This is a genomic window from uncultured Paenibacillus sp., assembly GCF_963515335.1.
Lineage (GTDB): Bacteria > Bacillota > Bacilli > Paenibacillales > Paenibacillaceae > Paenibacillus_I.
In genome coordinates this window covers 12,694-34,567 of sequence record NZ_CAUPYC010000023.1, presented here as the reverse complement: position 1 = coordinate 34,567, position 21,874 = coordinate 12,694, and the positions used below count along the sequence as shown (strand labels likewise).

The 21,874-nt window shown below is 56.9% G+C and carries 15 protein-coding genes; 2 read left to right on the top strand and 13 right to left on the bottom strand.

The features are described 5' to 3' along the window. Nucleotides 1-4: 4 nt before the first annotated feature. The 5 genes from RWM61_RS09670 to RWM61_RS09650 form a co-directional block, all read right to left on the bottom strand. Nucleotides 5-658, bottom strand: a complete 654-nt coding sequence (locus RWM61_RS09670) for an amino acid ABC transporter permease (RefSeq protein ID WP_314000042.1) — start codon at nucleotides 656-658, stop codon at nucleotides 5-7. Between the two features lie 73 nt (nucleotides 659-731). Further along, the gene (locus tag RWM61_RS09665) at nucleotides 732-1,643 is read right to left on the bottom strand and encodes a transporter substrate-binding domain-containing protein (RefSeq protein ID WP_314000040.1); all 912 of its coding nucleotides are present in this window, start codon (nucleotides 1,641-1,643) and stop codon (nucleotides 732-734) included. Nucleotides 1,644-1,702: 59 nt separating this feature from the next. Beyond that, complete coding sequence (locus RWM61_RS09660; protein WP_314000037.1) at nucleotides 1,703-2,431, bottom strand: amino acid ABC transporter ATP-binding protein; 729 nt, start codon at nucleotides 2,429-2,431, stop codon at nucleotides 1,703-1,705. Nucleotides 2,432-2,614: 183 nt separating this feature from the next. Next, nucleotides 2,615-3,835 carry a multidrug effflux MFS transporter gene (locus tag RWM61_RS09655; protein ID WP_314000035.1) on the bottom strand — a complete coding sequence of 407 codons (1,221 nt, stop codon included), beginning with the start codon at nucleotides 3,833-3,835 and terminating at the stop codon, nucleotides 2,615-2,617. A gap of 1 nt (nucleotide 3,836) precedes the next feature. Further along, on the bottom strand, nucleotides 3,837-6,110 hold the full coding sequence (locus tag RWM61_RS09650; protein ID WP_314000032.1) for a glycoside hydrolase family 3 C-terminal domain-containing protein: 2,274 nt from the start codon (nucleotides 6,108-6,110) through the stop codon (nucleotides 3,837-3,839). A gap of 120 nt (nucleotides 6,111-6,230) precedes the next feature. Between RWM61_RS09650 and RWM61_RS09645 the strand changes: the two genes are divergently transcribed. Then, on the top strand, nucleotides 6,231-7,418 hold the full coding sequence (locus RWM61_RS09645) for a helix-turn-helix transcriptional regulator (protein ID WP_314000030.1): 1,188 nt from the start codon (nucleotides 6,231-6,233) through the stop codon (nucleotides 7,416-7,418). Between the two features lie 723 nt (nucleotides 7,419-8,141). Here the strand turns inward: RWM61_RS09645 and RWM61_RS09640 are convergent. The 7 genes from RWM61_RS09640 to RWM61_RS09610 all read right to left on the bottom strand — a co-directional run bounded on the left by RWM61_RS09640 (nucleotide 8,142) and on the right by RWM61_RS09610 (nucleotide 17,659). Beyond that, nucleotides 8,142-10,142 carry a beta-galactosidase gene (locus tag RWM61_RS09640; protein WP_314000027.1) on the bottom strand — a complete coding sequence of 667 codons (2,001 nt, stop codon included), beginning with the start codon at nucleotides 10,140-10,142 and terminating at the stop codon, nucleotides 8,142-8,144. Next, nucleotides 10,142-10,969 carry a carbohydrate ABC transporter permease gene (locus tag RWM61_RS09635; RefSeq protein WP_314000024.1) on the bottom strand — a complete coding sequence of 276 codons (828 nt, stop codon included), beginning with the start codon at nucleotides 10,967-10,969 and terminating at the stop codon, nucleotides 10,142-10,144. The genes RWM61_RS09640 and RWM61_RS09635 overlap by 1 nt, the downstream gene beginning before the upstream one ends. Beyond that, the gene (locus tag RWM61_RS09630; RefSeq protein ID WP_314000022.1) at nucleotides 10,966-11,850 is read right to left on the bottom strand and encodes a sugar ABC transporter permease; all 885 of its coding nucleotides are present in this window, start codon (nucleotides 11,848-11,850) and stop codon (nucleotides 10,966-10,968) included. Before RWM61_RS09630 ends, RWM61_RS09635 begins: the two co-directional genes overlap by 4 nt. 86 nt (nucleotides 11,851-11,936) lie before the next feature. Continuing rightward, nucleotides 11,937-13,244: an extracellular solute-binding protein gene (locus RWM61_RS09625; protein WP_314000019.1), complete on the bottom strand. Its 1,308-nt coding sequence runs from the start codon at nucleotides 13,242-13,244 to the stop codon at nucleotides 11,937-11,939. Nucleotides 13,245-13,349: 105 nt separating this feature from the next. After that, a complete protein-coding gene (locus tag RWM61_RS09620) occupies nucleotides 13,350-14,414 on the bottom strand; it encodes a response regulator (protein WP_314000017.1) in 1,065 nt (354 codons plus the stop codon). Further along, nucleotides 14,411-16,192: a sensor histidine kinase gene (locus RWM61_RS09615; protein WP_314000088.1), complete on the bottom strand. Its 1,782-nt coding sequence runs from the start codon at nucleotides 16,190-16,192 to the stop codon at nucleotides 14,411-14,413. The genes RWM61_RS09620 and RWM61_RS09615 overlap by 4 nt, the downstream gene beginning before the upstream one ends. A gap of 126 nt (nucleotides 16,193-16,318) precedes the next feature. Then, on the bottom strand, nucleotides 16,319-17,659 hold the full coding sequence (locus RWM61_RS09610; RefSeq protein WP_314000015.1) for a glycoside hydrolase family 30 protein: 1,341 nt from the start codon (nucleotides 17,657-17,659) through the stop codon (nucleotides 16,319-16,321). Between the two features lie 124 nt (nucleotides 17,660-17,783). On the opposite strand from RWM61_RS09610, the gene RWM61_RS09605 reads away from it, so the two are divergent. Next, entirely contained in the window at nucleotides 17,784-18,698 is a 915-nt protein-coding gene (locus tag RWM61_RS09605) for an AraC family transcriptional regulator (protein WP_314000012.1), read from the top strand. A gap of 140 nt (nucleotides 18,699-18,838) precedes the next feature. On the opposite strand, the gene RWM61_RS09600 is transcribed toward RWM61_RS09605, so the two are convergent. Further along, nucleotides 18,839-21,778, bottom strand: a complete 2,940-nt coding sequence (locus RWM61_RS09600) for a glycoside hydrolase family 2 TIM barrel-domain containing protein (RefSeq protein WP_314000010.1) — start codon at nucleotides 21,776-21,778, stop codon at nucleotides 18,839-18,841. Between the last annotated feature and the right edge of the window lie 96 nt (nucleotides 21,779-21,874).

Sequence of the window (21,874 nt, the reverse complement as noted above, 5' to 3'; positions counted from 1 at the left end):
CTCCTTATCCGGTGCGCGCCAGCCGCTTCTCCAGCAGCCGCGTCGCGTAGCTTAGCGGGAAAGTGAGCAGAAGGTAGAGCAACCCCGCCATAAACAGAGCGTTGACCGTCTGATACGTTTCCGAATTGACGATATCGGCGTAAAACATCAGATCGAAGCCGGAGACGACGCCGAGGATCGACGAGTTTTTGACGAGATTCAGGAACTGGTTGCTGATCGGCGGCACGACGATCTTGATCGCCTGCGGCAGCACGACGTGCCGCATCGTCTGAACATAGCTGAGACCGGACGAGCGCGCCGCCTCGCTCTGTCCTTTGGGTACGGCCATGATGCCTGCCCTGATCGCTTCCGCTATGTAAGCGGACGTATATACCGTCAGGCCGATCGTGCCCGATACGAAGCCGCTCCATATAATGCCCAACGCCGGCAAGCCCAGAAAAAAGATATACACAACGAGCAGCAGCGGAATATTGCGAAAAAACTCCACGTATGCCGTGCCGAGCCACCTCAGCGCCCTCACCGGGGTCATCCGCATCACCGCCACCACGGTGCCGAGCATGAAGCTGCCGGCCAAAGCGATCAGACTGGCGTAGAGCGTGTTGCGCAAGCCTTCCATATATTCATCCGAGTAATCGAACAGCAGGGCAAAATCGATCATCCGCCTTCACTCCTCCCTCTACAAAAAACGCCCTTTCCGCCATTCGGAAAGGGACGTTTTCCTTTCTCCGTCATTACTCTGCCGGCGGCGTCTCGCCCATCCACTTCTCATACAGCTTCGCGTACTCGCCGCTGTCCTTCATCTCCTTCAGGAGCTCGTTAACCGCCTCGACCAGCCCCGTCTCGCCCTTCTTGACGGCGATGCCGTACGGTTCGTCCGTGAACGTGCCGCCGACGACCTCGTAATTCGGATCCTGCTGCGCCATGCCGAACAGGATCGCGTTATCCGTCGTCAGCACTTCCCCTTGGCCCGCGCGCAGCGCGGTAAAAGCTTCCTGATAGTTCTCGTATTGCTGAACCCGCAATCCTTCCACTCTGTCCTCGATATTCTTGATCGAGGTCGCGCCCTTGACGCCGAGCACCTTCGTGTCGGCCGTTACGCCGTCGATGCTGCGGATCGGACTGCCTTTCTTCACGAGCAGCGACTGTCCGGCCTTGAAATAAACGTCCGAGAAGTCGACCTCTTTCTTGCGCTCCTCGGTGATCGTCATCGTGGCGATGATGAGATCGATCTCCCCGTTGTTCAGCATCGGCATCCGCGTCTTGGAGGTGACCTCCTTCAGCTCCAGCTTCGTTTCGTCGCCGAGCAGCTTTTTGGCGATCGCCTTGGCCATGTCGACGTCGAAGCCCTCTACTTCGCCGGTTCCCGGATCCTTCAGGCCGAACAGCTTCGTATCGTATTTGACGCCGGCGACCAGCTTGCCGCGCTCCTTGATTTCGGCGAGGATGCCGCTGTCCGCCTCTCCGGCCGCACCCGCATCGTTGCCTCCTGCGCCGGCGTTTGCGTCCGCATTCGCGTCGGCACCGTTGGCCCCATTGCCTTCTTCATTGCCGCCGGACGCGTTTCCTCCGCCGCAGGCGGACAGCACAAGCAGCAAACAGACCAGCAGTATTCCGACGAACGGCTTCTTTGCAACTCGTTTCATGAATCTTCTCCTCTCCGGTCAAGCGATTTATTTATCCAGGCGCTGCTTTCGTGGTTCATTCAGTGATGCAGCAGCCTGCTTAAAAACAGCTTTGCCCGCTCCTCCCGCGGATTCGAGAAAAAAGCCCCGGGCTCGTTCTCCTCCACGATCGCTCCCTGGTCCATGAACACGACGCGGTCCGCCACCTCGCGGGCGAACCCCATTTCGTGCGTGACCACGACCATCGTCATGCCTTCGCGGGCGAGCGTCTTCATGACGTCCAGCACCTCGCCGATCATTTCCGGGTCCAGCGCGGAGGTCGGCTCGTCGAAAAGCATAATGTCCGGCTTCATCGCGAGACCGCGCGCGATGGCGACGCGCTGCTGCTGGCCCCCCGACAGCTGGGACGGGTAAGCGTCCGCTTTCTCGGGAATGCCCACCTTCTCCAGGTAAAAAAGAGCCGTTTCCCTCGCTTCCTTCGACGAAACGCCATTCACTTTAATGGGGGCCAGCGTGATGTTGTCGATCACCTTCATATGCGGGTAGAGGTTGAAATGCTGAAATACCATGCCGATATTTTTGCGAAGCTTGTTGATGTCCGTATCCCGGTCATTCACGTTGACGCCGTTCACCGTCAGCTCGCCGCGGTCTATCGTTTCCATGCGGTTAATGCAGCGGATAAGCGTGCTTTTCCCCGAGCCGGAAGGGCCGATCACGACGACGACCTCTCCCTGCCCGATATGTAAGTTGATGTCGCGAAGCACATGATTGTTGCCGAAATGCTTGTTCACTTGGCGGAATGTGATCATAACCGGCAGCCTCACCCTCTCCTACCCAGCCCTTTTAACCATGTTTAAAACCATTTACCCTTAAGAGTATGCGGGTAAACCCCTGATTTTTCCAAACGACAAAAAAGAAGCGTGCCCGGCCGGGCAGCGCCTCCAACTTCTTGATTGAATACGGTTGATTGGTTTTCAAGCCGGATCGCCCGTTTATGTCCGACGGCGACGAACCAAGCCCAAGTAACAGCCCACGGCACACATATTGCACACGGTGATCACCAGACCCATCGGCAGAGCCGTCAGGCTGCCGCCGAGGCCGACCAGCGGTGAAACAACGGCGCCGAGCAGCATCGAGGACAGGCCCATCAAGGCTGCCGCGGTGCCGGCAGATTTCTGATGATTCTGCAGGGCCAGCGAGGAGCCGGTTGTGCTGACGATGCCTATACACGCGACGATGATGAACAACGGAGGCAGAACGTAGGCCAGGCCGGCTCCGGCAATCAGAATGAGCAGCAGAATCAAACCGTTGACCGCCGAGAGATAGAGTCCGAATGCAAGCACTCTTCTCTCCCCGAATCGCAAGGCGATCCGCGCCGCAAGCTGGCTCCCGACGATAAAGCCCACGCCGTTGGCGGCGAACAATAAGCTGAACACCTGCGGCGATACGCCGTAAATCTCCTGCAGAATAAAGGGAGAGCCTGCGATGTAGGCGAACAGCCCGGCCGAAACCAATCCCAATGCCAGCACATACCCCATAAATTCACGGTCAGCGAGGAGGCGCCGCATGACGGACAGCGACTTGCCCAATCCTCCCTTGACGCGGTTGTCGTCGGCGAGGCTTTCCGGCACCGCGTAGAAAGCCGCGAGCAGCATGCAGGAGCCGAGGGCTGCCAGCACCAGAAAAATGCCCGGCCAGGCAATGACGGCCAGTAATAATCCGCCCGCGATCGGGGCCAGCACCGGGGCGGATCCGCCGACCATCGACAGCATGGCGAAGAACCTGGTCAGCTCGGTTCCGGAATAATGATCGCGCACGATCGCGCGTGCGATCACGATGCCGAAGGCCCCGGCAAAGCCCTGGATAAGGCGCAGCATGACGAAAACCTCGATCGACGGCGCCGCCGCGGAGAGCAGGGAAGCAGCGACGTAGCTCGACATGCCGATGAGCAGCGGCTTCCGGCGGCCTGCCGCGTCGCTGACCGGTCCCGCAATCAGCTGACCGCAGGCGAGCCCGAGGAAAAAAGCCGTCAAGCTTAGCTGCGCAGTAGCGGAGTCTGTCTGAAAATCGCCGGCCAGCATCGGCAGCGCGGGCAAATACATATCGATCGACAGCGGCGCCAGTGCCGTCAGAGAGCCAAGCACCAGCACCAGCTGGAGCCGGCGGTTTCTGGCCGTACGCTTGGCTTGCGCTTCGGAAAGAGATGCCTCCATCTCAGCTCTTCACTGCCAAGAGCCCGTTCAGTTCCGCCAGCTCCCGGGCCAGCATCTCTTCCGTGTACTTGCCTTGCCCGAAGCCGATCATCGCCCGAAGCGGCATATAGCGCATCATCGCCAGGAACATCTCGGGATTGTCGCCGAGCGCTTCCTCCAAACCGAAATTCGTAATGAAGGCTTTGGCTTTCCCGGCGGTCTGCGGGTGCGCCATCAGATCGCCGATGTTCGTATTGCGGTCGAACACGACGGCAAGCGGCTGGCCCGACTCGACTTCAACCGAAGCCGACAGCACGATGTCCCGCGACGATTTGCCGACCAGAAGCTCGAACGTTCCGGTCTCCACATGCCAATCCTTGCGGTCGACATTGTAGTAAGCGAATGCTCTTTTGTCCAGCTCGAAGGTTACGGTCTTCCGCTCTCCCGGCTGAAGCTCGACCTTCGCGAACCCTTTCAGCTCCTTCCGCGGACGGATGACGCTGCTCTCCACGTCCCGTACGTATAGTTGCACGATCTCTTTGCCGGCCCGGTCACCCGTATTGGCCACCGTTACGCTGACTTGCAGCTTCTCGTTATCCTTAAGGCTCTGCTTGTCCGCCTTCAGATCACTGTATTCGAACGTGGTGTAGCCGAGGCCATGGCCGAAAGGGAATAACGGCTCCACTTCCTTCATGTCATAGTAGCGGTACCCGACGAACAGGCCTTCCTTGTATTCCACGCGATCGCCCTCGCCCGGGAAATTCAGGAACGACGGATTGTCGCTAAGCTTGACCGGGAACGTCTCCGCCAGCTTGCCGCTCGGGTTCGCGTCGCCGAACAGCAGCGCCGCCACGGCCCCGCCGAACGCCTGGCCGCCAAGGTAGCTTTCCAGCACGGCCTTCACCTTGCCGATCCACGGCATTTCCACCGGCGACCCGTTGCTGAGTACGACGACCAGGTTCGGCTGCACCTCGGAGACCGCTTCGATCAGCGCCCGGTGGTTGTCCGGAATCGCCATGTGGGTGCGGTCGTAGCCTTCCGATTCGTAGCGGTCCGGCAGCCCGACGAACAGAACGGCCGCATCGGCGTTCACCGCCGCCTCCTTCGCCACCGCAACCAGCGCATCGTCGATGTGGTCGCTTTCCAGCTTATAGCCCTGCGCATACATGAACTCGACCGACTCACCCGCGACCGCCTTCATTTCTTCCAGCGCATCGTCAAGCTTCGTCGGATTCACGTGCGAGCTGCCGCCGCCTTGATAACGGGGCTTCTTCGCGAACTCGCCGATCACGGCGATCTTGCCCCGCTTGGGAAGCGGAAGAATGCCGTCCTCGTTCTTCAGCAGCACCATGCTCTCCTGCGCCATCTCGCGCGCCAGCGCATGATGCGCTTCCGCATCGAAGGATGCACCGGGCTTCCGGTTTTCCGTCGTCTTGAAAATAAACGTCAGCAGCCGCTCCACGGCAAGGTTCAGCGTTTCCTCCGGCAATTCGCCGCTCTTCACCGCCGCGGCGAGCTTCGCATCGCCGATTCCGGCGCTCGACGGCATTTCCAGCTCCAGTCCGGCCCACAGCGCGTTCACGCGTTCGTTCACCGCACCCCAGTCGGACACGACAAAGCCTTCAAAACCCCACTCGTCCCGCAATATGTCGGTCAGGAGATACGCATTCTCCGACGCGTATTCCCCGTTGACCCGGTTATACGAGCACATGACGCTCCACGGCTGAGACTGCTTGACCGCGCCTTCGAAGCTCGCCAAATAAATTTCGCGCAGCGTACGCTCGTCGATGACGGCGTCCACGGACATCCGGCGATGCTCCTGATTGTTGGCGGCGAAATGCTTCAGCGAGGTGCCTACGCCCTGGCTTTGCACGCCCTTGATATGATGCGCGGCCATTTCCGACGAAAGATAAGGATCCTCGGAGAAATATTCGAAATTCCGGCCGCACAGCGGCGACCGCTTGATGTTCGCTCCAGGCCCCAGCAGAACGGCCACGTTCTCCGCCTGGCACTCTTCGCCGAGCGCCTCCCCCACGCGGCCGATCAGCTCGCGGTTCCAGGAAGCGGCCATGCCCGCCGCGGACGGAAAACAGGTGGCCGGCACGCTGTTATGCAGGCCAAGATGGTCGGCGCTTTCTTTCTGCTTCCGCAGCCCGTGCGGGCCGTCCGTCACCATGAGCGACGGAATGCCAAGTCTTTCGATGCCCTTCGTGTGCCAGAAATCGAGACCCGAGCACAGACCGGCTTTTTCCTCCAGCGTCATTTGATCGATCAAGCCACGAATATCTGCCTTCATCGCGCAAACCCTCCTATGATTGGTTAAGCGTTTTCTTATCATTAAGCTTAACCCGCCGGATACTGATTTTATGGTAATATTATTATACGAATTGTATTTATATGAGAAACTGGAGGCGTTATGCGCAACCTGACACCGGATGATACCGCCTATATTTGCAAGCTGATATGCGAGACTTTCAGTATACGGGCTCGCCCGTTCAGCCATGATGAAATCGCCGCCTTCATCGACTCCTCCGCCCCGGCGAATGTGCCCGTCATCCGGACATCCGCATTTCTGGAAAACTTCCTCATCGTGCGCCTCCCTGCCGGGCAGCAGGATGCAGCCGCCCTGGTGATCGGCCCTTCGCTTTTTGCGGAGCTGTCCGAGAAAACGGCGGCGGGTGTGCTGAACGACAACGATGTGCCCCATACCAAGCATTCAGAGTGGCTCCGACACTACGCGAGCCTCCCGGTGATCGATCAGATCAAGCTGCTGCACGCCGGTATGCTGATCCACTATCTGGTTCACGGCGAGAAGCTGCACATGGCCGAGCTGCTCAGCCACCACAGCCTTGTGACGCAAGCCGCCCATGTCCCCCCGGACGACGTCGATATGAGCCTCGCGAGACAGAGGGAGAACAGCCTGCTGCACCACGACCCGACGGAAGAGAAGCTTCTGATGCACCATATCCGCAGCGGCAACAAGGAGGAGGTGCTGAAAGCCCACGCGGCGTTCCCGAACCACAAATTCGGAACCCTCTCCAAGCGGAGCCATCTCCGCAACCGGAAAAATCTGGCCATCTCCGCGATCACGCTCGCGACACGGGCGGCCATTGACGGCGGCTTGCTCTGGGAAATCGCCTATACGCTGAGCGATTTGCATATCCAGCACATCGAGGAGCTCAAGGACATCGGCCAGGTGGAGCGCGCGCTCGTCGAGGCGTTTGCCGATTTCGCGGACCGGGTTCGGCAGAGCAAGGAACGGGAAGAATCCGGGACGGTGGCGCTATGCCGGAACACCATTTTCAACCGGCTATACGAGGACATCACATTGAAGCAGCTTGCCGAGGTTGCCGGCCTTAACGCCAACTACCTGTCGCAGCTGTTCAAGAAAGAGGTCGGAATCCCCGTCAGCGAATATATTCAGCGGGAACGGATCGAGGAAGCGAAGAAGCTGCTCGAGCTAACGGACATGTCCTTGGCGGACATCGGCGCGCGCCTGCAGTTCAACGATCAGAGCTACTTTACGAAGGTGTTCAAAAAGCACACCGGCATGACGCCGAAGCAATTCCGCAGCCAAAACAGCGCAGCCGCAAAAAACCATTGACGGCGGACCGATAGGCCGCAGTTCTCTTCGCCGCCCCCGGAAGGAGCTGCACGGCGAGATCAAGCCGGAATAGGTCTCCATTCCCGTCAACCGGCCGCAGGTGTCTGTCGCGGCATCTGCCGCCTCTTCCCCGACCACCATGCATGTCGCGGCATCTGCCGCCTCTCGCCGGCCAAACAGGCGGACTGCCGCGATACAGGTCTGGCCTCTCATGCCGATGTGACGTGAGTTGAATAGTGGCTGATGAGCAGTAGGGGCGGGTGGTAGGCGGTGGCGAGTGGTGAGTATAGCGAAATAACTTCACTAATAGCAACCTTTGTTGCTTAATTGAAGGCCGTTTCCCCCTCGGGTCACTACATAATGAAATCCGTGCTCTATTAATGAATCGAGTTCATTATTTAGTGAACTTGATTCATTAACCACGCTGTTCCCGCGTTAAGGCCGGAAATTAGCGCAACCAATTCGCTAATAACGCACTCTTTTCGCTATGCACCCATCGAACAACTCGTACCCTCCCGTCAGCCATCACCAGCCCAACATCCAATCCACCCATCAGGTCCATATTTTTACATCCTCAACTTCATTCAAATCATAATGCGCTGGGAGGAGTGCACAAACATCGGAACAATAACAAAGGGCTGCCTGCCAAACAGATTCACGACTTCGCGGACAACCCTTTGTGCCGTACTCTGCTGCTGTTGCTGCCGTAAACGGGAACAACCGTTATTCCATAATAATGCGGACGCCCCAAGGTTCGATCTCCAACTGCTCGCCGGACGCAACCGGAACCTCCGACAGCAGCTCCCGGCCGTCGCCGTGCGCGTAGCGGAACGAAACCGCCTCGCTTGAATAATTGAAGTAATAACGGATACGCCTGTCCTCCGCGTTAAACCCGGTCTTCACGATGAGCGGGAAGGCGAGCTCCTGGTCGGCTCCCCACAACCCGGCCTCCTGAACGGCGCTTTTCAGCACGCGGCTGATCGCGTTCGGGCTCGTCATGCAGCCGACATAGGTCGCCGAGCCCTGCCCGAACCGGTTGCGCGTAACCGCCGCGTAATCGCCCCATTGCGGATGATCGTAATAGGCCAGCACCTCCGCCGTCGTCGGCGTCAGCAATTCCATCCACGTTCCGACCGCCCCCGCTTCCTCATTCAAAGCCAGCGAGTTGCCCTTCAACCCGACGTTCTTCGGCTCGACGAACATGCTGTACCCCACGCCGCAAGCCTCGTGGATGATCCCCGGCTGCTGCGTGGCGCGAACCTTCACATGTTCGTCCGCAAACCCGCTTTTAAATGAGTAAACGACATGGCCGCCGGCCTTCACGAATGCGTTCAGCCGCTCCAACGCCTCGTCCGGCACCGCGTACAACGCCGGAACGACGATCACCGCATAGTCGCCCAGCCGTTCGCAGGACGGCTGAATGAAGTCGCACTCCACATTCATTTTGTACAGCTCGTCGTACATCCAGCGGACGACGTCGTTGTACGTTTTGCCGTCCGGCAGCTTGAACCATTCCATCGCCGACAGCGCCTCGTTGCTGACCATGACCGCAACCCGGCTGCGCTTGCGCAAATTGACCAGCTGTTTGCCCAGCCTGCCGAAATCGCGGCCGATCGTCTTCGCCTCGTCGTACACCGGATTGGGCAGAAAATCGTGGCTCAGCAGCCCCTTCCAATACGTCTCGAACGAGTTGTGGATCGAATGCCAGTGCCAGTATGCGACCATGTTGGCGCCCGATGCCAGATGGCTGAAAGCCAGCAGCCGCAACTGCCCGGGATATGGCGTCCAATGCGGGAATGCCTGCGCCTGCGTCTCCAGAACGAGGTAATTGCGGCCCTGCTTCAGCGAACGCGACATGTCGCCGCCGAACGAGATTTCAATCCCCGTCAATTCATCCTGCGAAGGATGATAAATGTCGACGCCCACGATATCGAACGGCTGGGATGCCGCAAAATGATCCACCGACGGCTGCACGCCATACGAATATCCGCGCCATTCGAAGTCGAAGTTCTGCGTTACGAACTGGTCCGGCCGCTTGTATTCATTGACGATCGCCGCCTGCCACGACAGGAAATCCGCCGCCAGCTTCCGCTGATACCGGGCGAACTCCGCGCCCAGACTGCCGTTGATCGTGCCGACGACCGACGGGAAGTCCTCCCAGCTGTTGATCCGGTTGCTCCAGTAATCGAGGCCGAACAGCTTGTTGATCCGATCGAGCGTCCCGAACTTCTCGCGCATGTACTTCACGAACCCCAGCTGCACGTTCGGCCCGGCCGTGTCGTAATGCTTCGTCTCGTTGTCCGTCTGATAGCCGATCACGGCCGGATGATCCTTCACGCGGCCGATCAGCTTGCGGATGATCCGTTCGGCGTAGAACAGGTACACCGGGTTCGTAATGTCCATAATCTGCCGCGCTCCGTAGCGTCCCGGCCCTTTGGCCGTTACGGCCAGCACGTCCGGATGCTCCTTCACCATCCACGTCGGAATCGCATACGTCGGCGTTCCCACAATGACGTGGATGCCGGCTTCATGCATCGCATCCAGCACCCGGTCCACGGAGCTGAAATCGAACACGCCGTTCTGCGGCTCGTGCGTGCTCCAGGTCGATTCCGCGATGCGGACCGTGTTGATGCCGGCTTCCTTCATCATCCGGATGTCTTCCTGCAGCCGGTCGCAAGGCATATATTCATCGTAATATGCGACGCCGTACAACAATTTATCCATCAGCCCTTGATCGCTCCTTCCGCAATGCCGTGCATGATGAACTTCTGGAAGAACGCATAGATGAGGATGACCGGAATTGCCGTCAGAACGAGTGCGGCCAGAATGAGCGACCACTCCTTGTTATACTCGCCGAACAGCATGTTGGTAGACAGAATCAAGGTGTACCGGTCCGCATTCGTCAGCATCAGCAGCGGCAGCAGAAAGTCGTTCCAGATCCACAGGAAATTCAGAATGGCAATCGTGACCGTAATCGGCAGCAATAGCGGGAAAATGATGCGGAAAAACGTCTGGAACTCGCCGCAGCCGTCGATCGACGCCGCTTCCTCCAGCTCTCGCGGAATCGATTTGACGAACCCGTGATACAGGAAGATCGCCATATTCACGCCCAGACCGATATAGATGACGGCCAGTCCGTACGTGGTACCCTGTACCGACAGCGTTTTGGCCATGCGGGTAAGCGGAATCATAATGGAATGAAACGGAACCAGCATCGACGCGATGAACAGGAAAAAAATGACGCCGCTCACGCGGCCTTCCGTGCGCGACAGCTTGTATCCGGCAAGCGCGGCGCAGAGTACGATGCCGGCGATGCCGAGCGCGGACACGGTTACGGAGTTCACCGCGCTGTTCAGCAAATTGATTTGCTTGAACGCCGCCGCGTAGTTCTCAAAGCTGAGGCTTGTCGGCAGCGACAGGAACGATTCGAACATTTGGCCTTGCGTCTTGAACGAATTGATCAGCACCATATAGATCGGGAAAAAGGAAAACGCGGCGCCGACGGCAAGAATCGCTGTAATAAGTCCGGATGTGAATGCTCTCGCCCTCATGCTTCCACCTCTCTTTTCTTCATGACGGTGACCTGGATCAACGTGAAAATCAGGATGATGACGAACAGGATGACCGATTTGGCGCTTGCATATCCGTACCGGAAGTTATTGGAGAATGCCTCCTCGAAAATATTCATGGTAATGACCTGCGTGCTTCTGCCTGGACCGCCGCCCGTCAAGCCGTACACAACGTCGAACACTTTAAAGGCGCCGTTCAACGTAAGGAACAGGCAGATCGTGACGGCATGCGTGATCATCGGAAGCGTCACGTTCCGGAACGTCTGGAACGGGCTTGCGCCGTCGATGACCGCCGCTTCCTTCAGTGACTGCGGCACCCCTTGCAAGGCGGCCAGGTAAATGATCATCATATAGCCGACGCCGTTCCAGAGCGACACGATGATAATCGACCAGAAGGATACGTTCGGATCGCCGATCCAGGCCTGATCCAGGAAGGTCAGCATCGTTTTCTCCGCGATTTGCGGCAGTACTGAAGAGAATATGAACGTCCACATGAAGGCGCTGATAATAATACTGATCATGTTGGGCATGAAGAAGATCGTGCGGAAAAAGCCTTTGCTTCTCGTTCTCTGTTCGATCAATACCGCCAGCAGCAGAGCGATCACATTTTGCAATACAATGATGAACACGACATATTTAAGCGTAAACCAAAGGGAATTCACAAAATCCGGATCTTCGCCGAGCGCTTCGGCGAAATTGGCGAAGCCGATGAAATCATAAGTCCGGTTCAAGCCGTTCCAATCCGTAAAGCTGTAAAACATGCCGCCGAGCGTCGGAATCAGCAAAAAGACGGCGTACAGCAAAAAAGCGGGCGCAACGAATGCAAACAACGATAAATATCTTTTATAGCTCTTGTTCGGCATGGTGTCTCTCCTCTCCGAGGTGTCCGGGCACAAAAAGGAAGGAGGCCAGAAGAGTCTCCTCTTTCCTCCTTCCGGGACCGCTCACCTTACTTGTTGACCTTGTTGAAATCTCTCCATGCTTTATCCAGCGCCGTCAATACGTCGCCCTGCTTAAGCTGTCCTGCGTAATAAGCCTGCAGCGCTTTGCCGACCTCGTCCTTGACGGATTGCGGAATCGCGGGATCCTGATACGATTTGCCTTCCTTGACGTAAGCGGTGGCGTCATTCACCCACGGGTAGCTCTCGAACGTGTGCACCGTGGCGATCGGATTGAATTTCAACGATTGGAAGAAGGCGTTCGAGGCCTGGTCGTCCAATACGTAATTGATAAAATCCTTCGCCACTTCCTTGTTCTTGCTTGCCGAGGACACAGCCAGCGAAGTGGATGCGCTGAGATTGATCATCGTCGCTTTCGGGTTGTCATTTATCGGCAGAGGCGCGACGCCGAAGTCCAAATCAGGATTCGATTTCAGAATTGTCTCGGCATACCAGGGGCCTTGCAGCCACATGGCCGCGTCGCCTGCCGCGAACGCCGCCGCTCCGTCGTCGCCGCCTACCTCGGTCGCCCTGGCGGTGCCGTTGGCATTAATCAGGTCAAAGATGTCGAACATCGCTTTCATTTCGGAGAACGAGCCTTCATTATTGTTCATGCGCTCAATGAAATCCGGGTTTTCCGTATTGACCAGCGCGCCTACAGCAAGCGGCAGTACCAACTGGGGAATCCAGGATTCCTTATAAGAGAGAAGGAAAGGCGTTACATTATTCGCTTTCAGCTTCTCTACAACTTGCTTCATTTCGCTGAGCGTTGTCGGCGGTGTCAACCCGTTGTCCGCAAAAATTTTCTTGTTGTACAGGTAACCCCAGGACAGCGTCTCCAACGGCACGGCCACCACTTTACCGTCCGTCGTCGTGACCGACGGCTTCACGCTGTCAAGCAGTTTGCCGACGAAAGGCTGATCGGACAAGTCCTCCAGATACCCGGCCTTGTAGTAAGACGGAATCTCGTTGATCGCATGAAGCGCGAAGATATCGGGTCCGTCCTGGGCCGCGAGACGCGTTTTCAGAATTTGGGCTGCCGTATCGGCGGTCGGCATTTCGAGTTGAACGGTGACGTCGATGTTCTTCTCGGCCTTCTCCTTGGCCGCAAAGTCGGCAATGAATTTGTCGTACTGCTCTTTCAAACGCGGCTGTGCAATGAACACTTTCAACGTTACGCTTTTGGCCTCTCCGACGCTGCCGGCATTGCCGCCTGCCGCCGTATCGGCATTCCCGCCATTGTTTGCGTTAGATCCGCAGCCTGCGAGCAACGATGCGGCCAATACCGTACCGATGACGCCTTTCCATACTTTCTTCATTCGTTTAGACCTCCCGGGTGATGGCTGTTGTTGTTTGCGTTTTCATTATAGCTCCAAAATGAAAGCGATTAATTGGACGGGATTAACCGCTTCGATTGGACGATTTTAAACCTCATCCGCCTGTTTTTTCATCTCACCGGGTGCAATGCCGAAATACTTTCTGAATACGCGGTAAAAATACGAAACGTCCTCGTAGCCGGCCATTTCGGCAACCGCTTTAATGGACAAATGCTCATCCAGCAGCCAGTCCCGGGCTTTTTCCATCCTAATTTGCAGCAGGAAGTCCGTGACGTTGCGGCCGTATTGCTGCTTGAATACCTTGCTTAAATATTCCTTGCTGACGAAAAATACTTTCGCCAGATGCTCCAGCGTAACCGGCTTGTCGAAATTGCGCTCGATATATTGCCGAACCTCTTCCAGATTCAATTTGTTTTTGTACTTGCGCTGCTGGGTAAGCTGCTCCAAGGCCTGCATGTAATGAAGCAGCAAAAAAGCGACCGCCTCCTTGGGCGAGGCCAGGGCGGCCTGGCTGACCGGTTCGTCGGCCGTTTCCAAATCAAGCGAATTATCGACCGTGAGCTCCTTCAAAAAAAGCATCATCTCTTGAACGACCCGCTCAAGCAGCTGCAGCCGCATCCCTTGGACGGCAGCCAAATCGACGGTCATTTGGCCGAAAACGCCCAGTACGCCTTCCGCGTTCAAGTCATTGAAATGATGGCGCAGCCGCTGCTTCAGCGCTTTGAGCGTTTGTGCCAGCTCAAAATCCATGAAAAGCAGACGCTTCTCCTCGTTCGCTAGCTCGAGCTCCGCTTTGCACTTCAGCAGCACGGCGTTCAATTCCTTCGGATCGATCGGCTTGAGCAAATAATCGACGGCCCGGTAACGAATCGCGTGTTTTGCATAATCGAAATCTTCGTACCCGCTCACGACGACGATTCTAATGTCGGGATACCGGTCGTTCAGGATCCGGAGCAGCTTGACGCCGTCGGCTCCCGGCATGCGCATATCCGTAATGACGATTTGCGGCGATACCTCCTCGATGACGCGCACAGCCTCGAGGCCGTCTTCCGCCTCTCCGGCGATTTCCATCCCGTATTGCTCCCATTGCCCGAACGTCCGTATGATGTCGCGGTTCCAGTTCTCATCATCGACGATGACGACTTTTATCATGCTTCGAGCTCACCCCCTGTTGCGGCGGGAATAATGAACGTGACGAGCGTACCTTTACCGGGTTCGCTGTCGACCGTAACGCCGTACGCTTGTCCGAACTGCATGCGAATGCGCGATGCCACATTGTGCAGGCCGATCCGGTTGCCGTGCGTCCACACTTGGCCGATCTCGGCATCGAGTCCCTTCCTCAGTTCGGCAAGCCGCCCGGCGTCCATGCCGATGCCGTTATCGCGCACGCTGATCCGGACATTTTCTCCGTCCCGCACGATTGCAACCTCAAGCTGCCAATCGCCGGGTTTGGCCTCCAAACCGTGAAAGAAGGCATTTTCCACGATCGGCTGCAGCGTCAGCTTCGGAATCCGGGCCGTGCTTGTCCGTTCCCCGACTTCGATGTTATAGCGCAGCCTTGTTGAGAACCGCTGCTTTTGGATCAGCATATAGTTGTTCAGGTGGTCGACCTCAGACCGGACGGTGGCCAGGTCCTCGGGCTCCCGGATCACATAACGAAACATATCGCTGAGCGACTTGACGATCTCATAGCTGTCCGCCGGATTTTTGGCGAACAGCATGCTGCCGATCAGCTGAAGCGTGTTTTGCAGAAAGTGCGGATTGATCTGCGCCTGCAGCGCTTTGAGCTCCGCCGTCTTTTTCTCCAGGCTCATGCTGTATTCTGTCTTGATGTGCTCCCGGATGCGGTGCGACATGCCGTTCAGCCGCGTTTCCAGCAGCCCGATCTCGTCGATTCGTCCGCTGTGCGGCGCCTCCGTTTCCTTGATCATGCTCAAGCCTTGCAAGGATCTGGCCAGCGCAACGATCGGCTTCGATGTCCGCCAAGCCAGCGCTACGGCAATTAGAAGCGCCACCATAACGGAGATTGCGCCGATGATCACCCCGTAGTACATGGTCGCTTGCGCGCTGCGGTTGATAAAGCTCGTCGGAATAATCTTGATGAGCTTCAACCCGACCGGATCAATCGTCGTGTAAAATACATATTCATGCTGCGTCCGGATGCGGCCCTGATCGTTCCCGGAGCGGTTTACCGCTTCCATGATGGAAGCGGGCGGCGCTTCCCCGTACGGCTGATACAGAATGCTCCCGTCCGGCCTGGCAATGAGCACCGTGTCCTCCTCGGAGGGATTGAGCAAGCTTAACGTCTGGTCGAGCATGGTCCAGCGCACTTCCAGCGATATCCCGCCAAGCACTTCCCGGTTCTCGAACCGGTTAAAGCTGCGGATTAACAGAAACTTCTCCCGGTCGCCGCTTTTCGTTTGGATCATGAAGTTCTTTTGCTGAGCGAACAGGTCCGCATAGAGGGAAGGCACTTGCGCCGGCGTTTCAAGATCGCTTTGCATGGCGTTGATGGTGAACAGCTTGTTCCGCTCCGTTAAATACAACTGAAGCCCGACCACATTATTATTCCCCGAATAATAAACGGAGGTCATCGTATCGATCATGTTCCGCTGGGCGGCGAATCGGCTGGAGAGGCTCGCCTCTTCCGATAGGGCCATATAATCGCTTAAGTTAGGGCTGATCAGAAGCGTATAGATCAGATTGTTCAGCCCGGCGAATTGCTCGCCCAAATAGATGCCGGTCCACTTCATGTTGGACAGGTTCGTGTCGATGACCTCATTCTCCATCGATCGGCGGTTGTTTTCCGCGGCCAAGGCGGTGACGGCTATAATGGGCAGCACCGACAGCACGACCATCGTCAGGATCAGCTTATTGCGGATGCTTCGGCGGAACGGCTCCGTCAATCGGCGGTACAGTTTCGCAAACATCATCTATTGGGCCAACCGCCTTTCTTGTCTGAAGTAGCTTAAGTATAGCCGATCGTTGTCAGAAAGGTGCAAGCAGGTAAACAAACGCCTTGCATGGCAAGGCGCTTGTTTGTCGAACCTATTCGGTTAGCGCAATACGATCGTGTTGAAAGACTCCGGCTCAAGCTCAAACGTGCGCACGCCCGTTCCGTCAGACAAGCTGAGGGTGCGCGTTACTTTGTAAGGATTCGCCGTCACCACGATTCGCGTTCCGTCCGGCTTCTCGAAAGCAAGCGAGTTCCCGGTCCAAGAACCTTTAAGGCCGATACGCTTGTCGCCCGGAGCGACAAAATGCGCGAAATGCTTCATCACGTAGTATTCGGGATTCTTGAAGGCTTGTCCGGCCGCAGGATCCACCGTGATCATCGAGTTCTGCTCCCAGCCCCAGGTGCTCCGCCCTTTCGGCTCAAGCGCCATGTTCCAGTAAATATAGGCGTTTACCCCGTTCGTGAAATAATGCTGGTACAGATTGAACACATATTTGGCGTAAAACCACGTGTTCTCCCCATCTCCGCATTCATTCTCCGTCTGCATGTAGCGAAGCTCCGGGTAGCTGAGGACGGTGCGCTGAATGCCGTATTTTCCCGCCCATTGATAGCCGACGCCTTTGACATATTTGTAGGCTTCCGGATCGCTCAGGACGGTATTCGCGTAAGCGTTGAAATCCTGATCCTTTTTCTTCATCCATTCATCCCACGGCTCCGGCGCATTGATCGTTCCGAGCCAGATTTCCGTGTCGAGCCCATGCTTCTCGAAGGCCGGCCCCAAATAATCGCGGATGAAATCGCGGAGCTGCTCGCCCGTCCATACGCAGGAAGGGAATTTCTGGTCGGCGACGACCTCGTTCTGGACATGGATCTGATGAATCGCAATGCCTTCCTCCCGGTAAGCTTGCACGAACTTCACGAAGTATAACGCATAAGCCTCGAGAATTTCCTTCTCCCAGCGCAGCGTGCCGTAATTATAAGCCTTGGGGAATTTCATCCAGGCCGGCGGGCTCCAGGGAGAAGCGAACAATTTGAGCTCCGGGTTCAGCTTCAACGCTTCCTTGATATAGGGAATCAGATACTTGCGGTCCCGCTCAATGGAGAAATGCTCCATCGCCAGGTCGCCGTCCGTCTCGTTCAGGCTGTACCATTCGAGCGCGTAATCGCTGGCTCCGATCGGAAGCCGGCAAATGCTGAATTTATGGTCGCCTTCGGGATGGAAAAGCGAATGAAGCACGTTTGCCCGATCCTCCGCGGACAGACGGCTCAAGGCGACGTAGCCCAATTCGTTAAAGCAGCCGCCGAACCCTTCAACCGTTTGAAACGTATCGCTCGTCATCGTCAGATTGGCGGTGCCGGCTGCAACGGCATCCGAAGCCTGCCGCGGCGTCCAGCGGCTCGCCTCCGTGCTCGAAATCCATTGAATGGCGGACTGTTCCATGCCAATAACCTCCATCGGTTATGTTCTTCTTGCTTTCTCACGCTCCTTATTATAAATTGAAAACAAATAGGAGCCGATTGTCCAAACAACGAGGAATTTACCCAAATCAAAGGTGGAAAAAGGCATGTCGAATATAACTCCCTCCGGCGACCGTTACCGTCATGTCCATTGGCTGCCTGCGATCGATTGGAACGTCAAGTTTTTCGGTGCGCATGAGCAGCGGGTTTCGCAGGACTGGAGCGTGCCGAAGGAATCCCATATCGGCTTCGAAATCGTCCTGGTTCTCGAAGGCTGTCAGGAGACGGTGATGGAGGAAAACCGCTACCTGCTCCGGCCCGGCGATATGATGCTCATTCTGCCCGGGTTCAAGCACGTCAACCGCTGTGTGTCAAAGGGCGGCATGCGTTATTTTTGCGCGCATTTCAACGTGGACGATCCGGCCTTCCGGCAGGAAATGATGAAGCACGACCGGGTTGTGTTTCCGGAAGGCTCCGAGGAGAACGGCAGGCTCAGGGGCGTGCTGGATCAATGGATCGCCATGCTGCGGCGCCGGGGCGGGTATTCGACGGCGGACCGTTTTCGGATGCAGGCCCACTTGTTTGAGCTGTTCGGCATACTCGCGCAAATGGTTTCTCCGAGGGGAGAGGCGGCCGAGACGCTGCCGCCGACCTCGGTGCAATATGCCAAAGCGATTGCGGAAGCGATGAAGGCCAATTTCAACCCGCATCTGCCGGATGAGGAGCATTCACAGGAAAGCGCGTTCCGTATCGAAAATATCGCCTCCTCCCTCGGTATCAGTCCGGGGTACTGCCAGGAGGTATTCCGCAAGGTGTACGGCATCTCGCCGCGCAGATATTTATCGGAGCTCAAGCTGCACGAAGCGAAGGTGATGATCGGACAGCCCGAGCTGACGCTCAAGGAAATCGCGTCCCGTCTCGGCTATTCCCAGTTGGCCCATTTCAGCAGACAGTTCAAGCGCTGGACCGGCATGAGCCCCTTGCGGTTCCGGCAATCCGGGAACGAAGAAACGCCCCGCTGATTGCGGGGCGCGATCGCCTGTACGATGCGATGAACGATATGGGCACCTGGAGGAAAAATTATTTTCGCTTATTCCCCAGCCCTTGTCCCCTCCCGTTTACATTTTTTCCAATGCGCTTTTCCGGCTGCAATCCGCCTGTCTTATATGCCTTCGATCGTAAACTCAAAGCTCATATCCTCGTCGGCCTTAATCAGGTATTCATCATGCACCGGAGCTCCCCAGCTGTCGTCTCCGCCGACCCCCATCTGTCTGCAGGCAACGGTGACAACGGAATAATGCACCCGCGGAAGCTCGAAATGGTGATTGGCATGCTCGAGCTCGAAGGCCGTGTACGGCGAGATGTTGCATTCCACCGGAGCGGCAGCGGACGCGGCGATCCGGATGCCGCGGCCCTCGCGGTTCGTCAGGTTTATCCGGCGCACGCCGGTGCGGTTGCCCGACTCCTGCGGGTAAACATAGCCGGACAGATTATCGGACACCTGGTTGCGGAAAATGCCGAGCCTCGCGCCTTTGACCCGGTCCGCGTAATTTTCCAAGGGTCCCATGGCGTACCATTCCATTTGGTCATAATCCGCCGGAACCTTGAAGGAAACCGCGAAAATCGGCAGTTGAGGGAGCCCCGCGGCACCCTCGTAATCGGACTTCACCCGAACGCTGCCGTCCGGATTGACGGTATACGCGATCCGGACAACCACCTTATCGCTGATCGCTAATTGATAAGTAAAGGCCACCGTCACACTGCCCTCGCCTTCCGCTTCCGCAACGTCGATACCGACACATTTCCGGGCCAAGCTTGCTGCGTACCAGAGACCGGAATGAAAGCTTTGGCCGAAGCCCCTGTCATTATCGGTTGTGGCGCGCCAGAAAAGCGGCGCCGGGTGCAGCGCGATCATCTCGCGACCGGCATATTTCAGCGATACCAGCGAGGCGGCCTGCTTGGAGAACAGCGCCGTGAAATCGTTGCCGTGTACGCCGATAATCACATCTCCGCGCACAACGCGCAATGGTGCGTGCACGGCTGCCCCGACATCCGCCGAATCAGCCTTCTCCTCGACCCGGAAAACATGCTCGCCGAAGGCAATCTCATAGCCCGCATCGGCCCAAAGCGTGCTTTCCTTCAGCTTGAATGCGACATGAACGGCATATTCGCCCGCTCCGGCCATGAGTTCTTCATCGGTCGGCCATTCAAACGCCACCCGCTCTTCAGTCTGCGGAGCGACAACCGCCTCAACCGATTTGCGGAACAGCTCCCTGCCTTCATGCAGCAGCACATATTCCAGCGTATAGCCGCTTGTATCCACGAACAGGTTCTCGTTTGCAATCGAGACGCCGTTCCTGTCCGGAATAAGCTTCACGTTCTGGTACAGGAACTTCACTTCCTGCATTTTCGGCGATTCCTCACGAGTGGCGTATACGATGCCGTTCGTGCAGAAATAGTAGTCCGTCGGACGGTCCCCGAAGTCGCCGCCGTAAGCCAGGAATTCCCTGCCGTACCGGTCCTTCTTGTAGATCGCCTGATCAATGTAATCCCAGATGAAGCCGCCCTGATACATCGGATATTTCCGTTCCAAATCCGTATATTTGTACATGCCCCCGAGCGAATTGCCCATGGCGTGCATATATTCGCAGCTGATATAAGGCTTTTCCGGATTCTCCGTCAAATATTTCTCAATATCCGCAGGCTTCGCATACATCCGGCTCTCCATGTCGCTCGTATCGTTGTAATCGCGGTTATGGAACACGCCTTCGTAATGGACCAGACGGCTCGAATCGACCGATCGGAAGTAGTTGCCGACGTTCCGGATCACTTCGCCGGCATACGACTCGTTTCCGCAGGACCAGATGAGAATGGACGGATGGTTCTTGTCCCGCTCATACATCGATACCGCCCTGTCAAGCACGATGTCCTGCCATTCCGGCTTGTTGCCGGGCACGTTCCAGGAAGGGTCGACCGCGCCCAATTTCTGCCACGTGCCGTGGGTTTCAAGATTCATCTCGTCGATCACATACAATCCGTATTCGTCGCATAGCTCGTACCATAAGGTCTGGTTCGGATAGTGGGAGGTGCGCACCGCATTGATGTTGTTGCGCTTCATCGCCGCGATATCCCACAGCATATCTTCCTTGGTTACCGCACGGCCCCTGCGCGGATTGAATTCATGCCGGTTCACGCCCTTGAACACGATGCGCTGCCCGTTAAGGCGCATAATCTTATCGGCCATTTCAAACCGGCGGAAGCCCACCTTCTGCGGCACAACCTCCACCAGCCTCCCCGATGCGTCGTACACCTGGATATACAACGTATGCAGGTACGGCTGCTCCGCGCTCCAAAGCGCCGGACTGTCCGCTTTAAGCGACAGCTCCGCTTGGTGTGCCGAAGCTCCCCCTTCCGCCGAGGCCGTCAGGCGGCCCTGCGCGTCATAGAGCTCGGCGACAATTTTCACTCCCTGCGGTTCCGGAGACATGAATGTCAGAGCCGCATACAGCGTCCCCTTCGTGAAGGATTCATCCAATTCCGTGCGGATACGGATGTCATAGACGTGGATTTCCGGCACCGTAAACAGATACACTTCCCGGAATATCCCCGAGAATCGCCAGAAATCCTGATCTTCCAGCCAGCTGCCGGTACTGCGCTGATACACCTCAACGGCCAGTTTATTCTCGCCCTCCGCCAGGCAAGGGGTAAGATCAAACTCGGCCGGCGTGAAGCTGTCCTCGCTGTAGCCGATGAACTCGCCGTTCAGCCAAACATAGAAGGCCGATTCCACACCTTGAAAGGAAATATGCACAGGTTTGTCCTTCATATGAACCGGTACATGGAATGTCTTCACATAGCTGCCGACCGGATTATGATCCGTCGGGATGTCAGGAGGACGAACGTCACTGTGTCCCTCCCAAGGATATATCGTGTTGACATACTGCGGTGTTCCGTAGCCCTGCAGTTGAATATGTCCTGGAACGGAGATGTCTCCCCATCCCGCGCAATCGAAATCCATACGGTAAAAATGCTCCGGCCGGTTCGCCGGATTGCCGGAATAGCTGAACTTCCAGCTGCCGCCCAGGCTATGACGCATGGTCATGGAGCCGCCGTCCTCCGCTTCCGCCAGCGTTTCATAATAACGGTGGTCTGAGTGCGCCGGAAGACGGTTAACCGCGAACACGTTCAAATCTGTGAG

Bases quoted from the DNA above. Each gene is read 5' to 3' on its own strand.
- RWM61_RS09640 (WP_314000027.1), bottom strand. From the start codon at position 10,142: ATGGATAAATTGTTGTACGGCGTCGCATATTACGATGAATATATGCCT.
- RWM61_RS09660 (WP_314000037.1), bottom strand. From the start codon at position 2,431: ATGATCACATTCCGCCAAGTGAACAAGCATTTCGGCAACAATCATGTG.
- RWM61_RS09665 (WP_314000040.1), bottom strand. From the start codon at position 1,643: ATGAAACGAGTTGCAAAGAAGCCGTTCGTCGGAATACTGCTGGTCTGT.
- RWM61_RS09650 (WP_314000032.1), bottom strand. From the start codon at position 6,110: ATGAAGGCAGATATTCGTGGCTTGATCGATCAAATGACGCTGGAGGAA.
- RWM61_RS09655 (WP_314000035.1), bottom strand. From the start codon at position 3,835: ATGGAGGCATCTCTTTCCGAAGCGCAAGCCAAGCGTACGGCCAGAAAC.
- RWM61_RS09625 (WP_314000019.1), bottom strand. From the start codon at position 13,244: ATGAAGAAAGTATGGAAAGGCGTCATCGGTACGGTATTGGCCGCATCG.
- RWM61_RS09610 (WP_314000015.1), bottom strand. From the start codon at position 17,659: ATGGAACAGTCCGCCATTCAATGGATTTCGAGCACGGAGGCGAGCCGC.
- RWM61_RS09600 (WP_314000010.1), bottom strand. From the start codon at position 21,778: ATGACCATGCGTCATAGCCTGGGCGGCAGCTGGAAGTTCAGCTATTCC.
- RWM61_RS09670 (WP_314000042.1), bottom strand. From the start codon at position 658: ATGATCGATTTTGCCCTGCTGTTCGATTACTCGGATGAATATATGGAA.
- RWM61_RS09645 (WP_314000030.1), top strand. From the start codon at position 6,231: ATGCGCAACCTGACACCGGATGATACCGCCTATATTTGCAAGCTGATA.
- RWM61_RS09615 (WP_314000088.1), bottom strand. From the start codon at position 16,192: ATGTTTGCGAAACTGTACCGCCGATTGACGGAGCCGTTCCGCCGAAGC.
- RWM61_RS09605 (WP_314000012.1), top strand. From the start codon at position 17,784: ATGTCGAATATAACTCCCTCCGGCGACCGTTACCGTCATGTCCATTGG.
- RWM61_RS09620 (WP_314000017.1), bottom strand. From the start codon at position 14,414: ATGATAAAAGTCGTCATCGTCGATGATGAGAACTGGAACCGCGACATC.
- RWM61_RS09635 (WP_314000024.1), bottom strand. From the start codon at position 10,969: ATGAGGGCGAGAGCATTCACATCCGGACTTATTACAGCGATTCTTGCC.
- RWM61_RS09630 (WP_314000022.1), bottom strand. From the start codon at position 11,850: ATGCCGAACAAGAGCTATAAAAGATATTTATCGTTGTTTGCATTCGTT.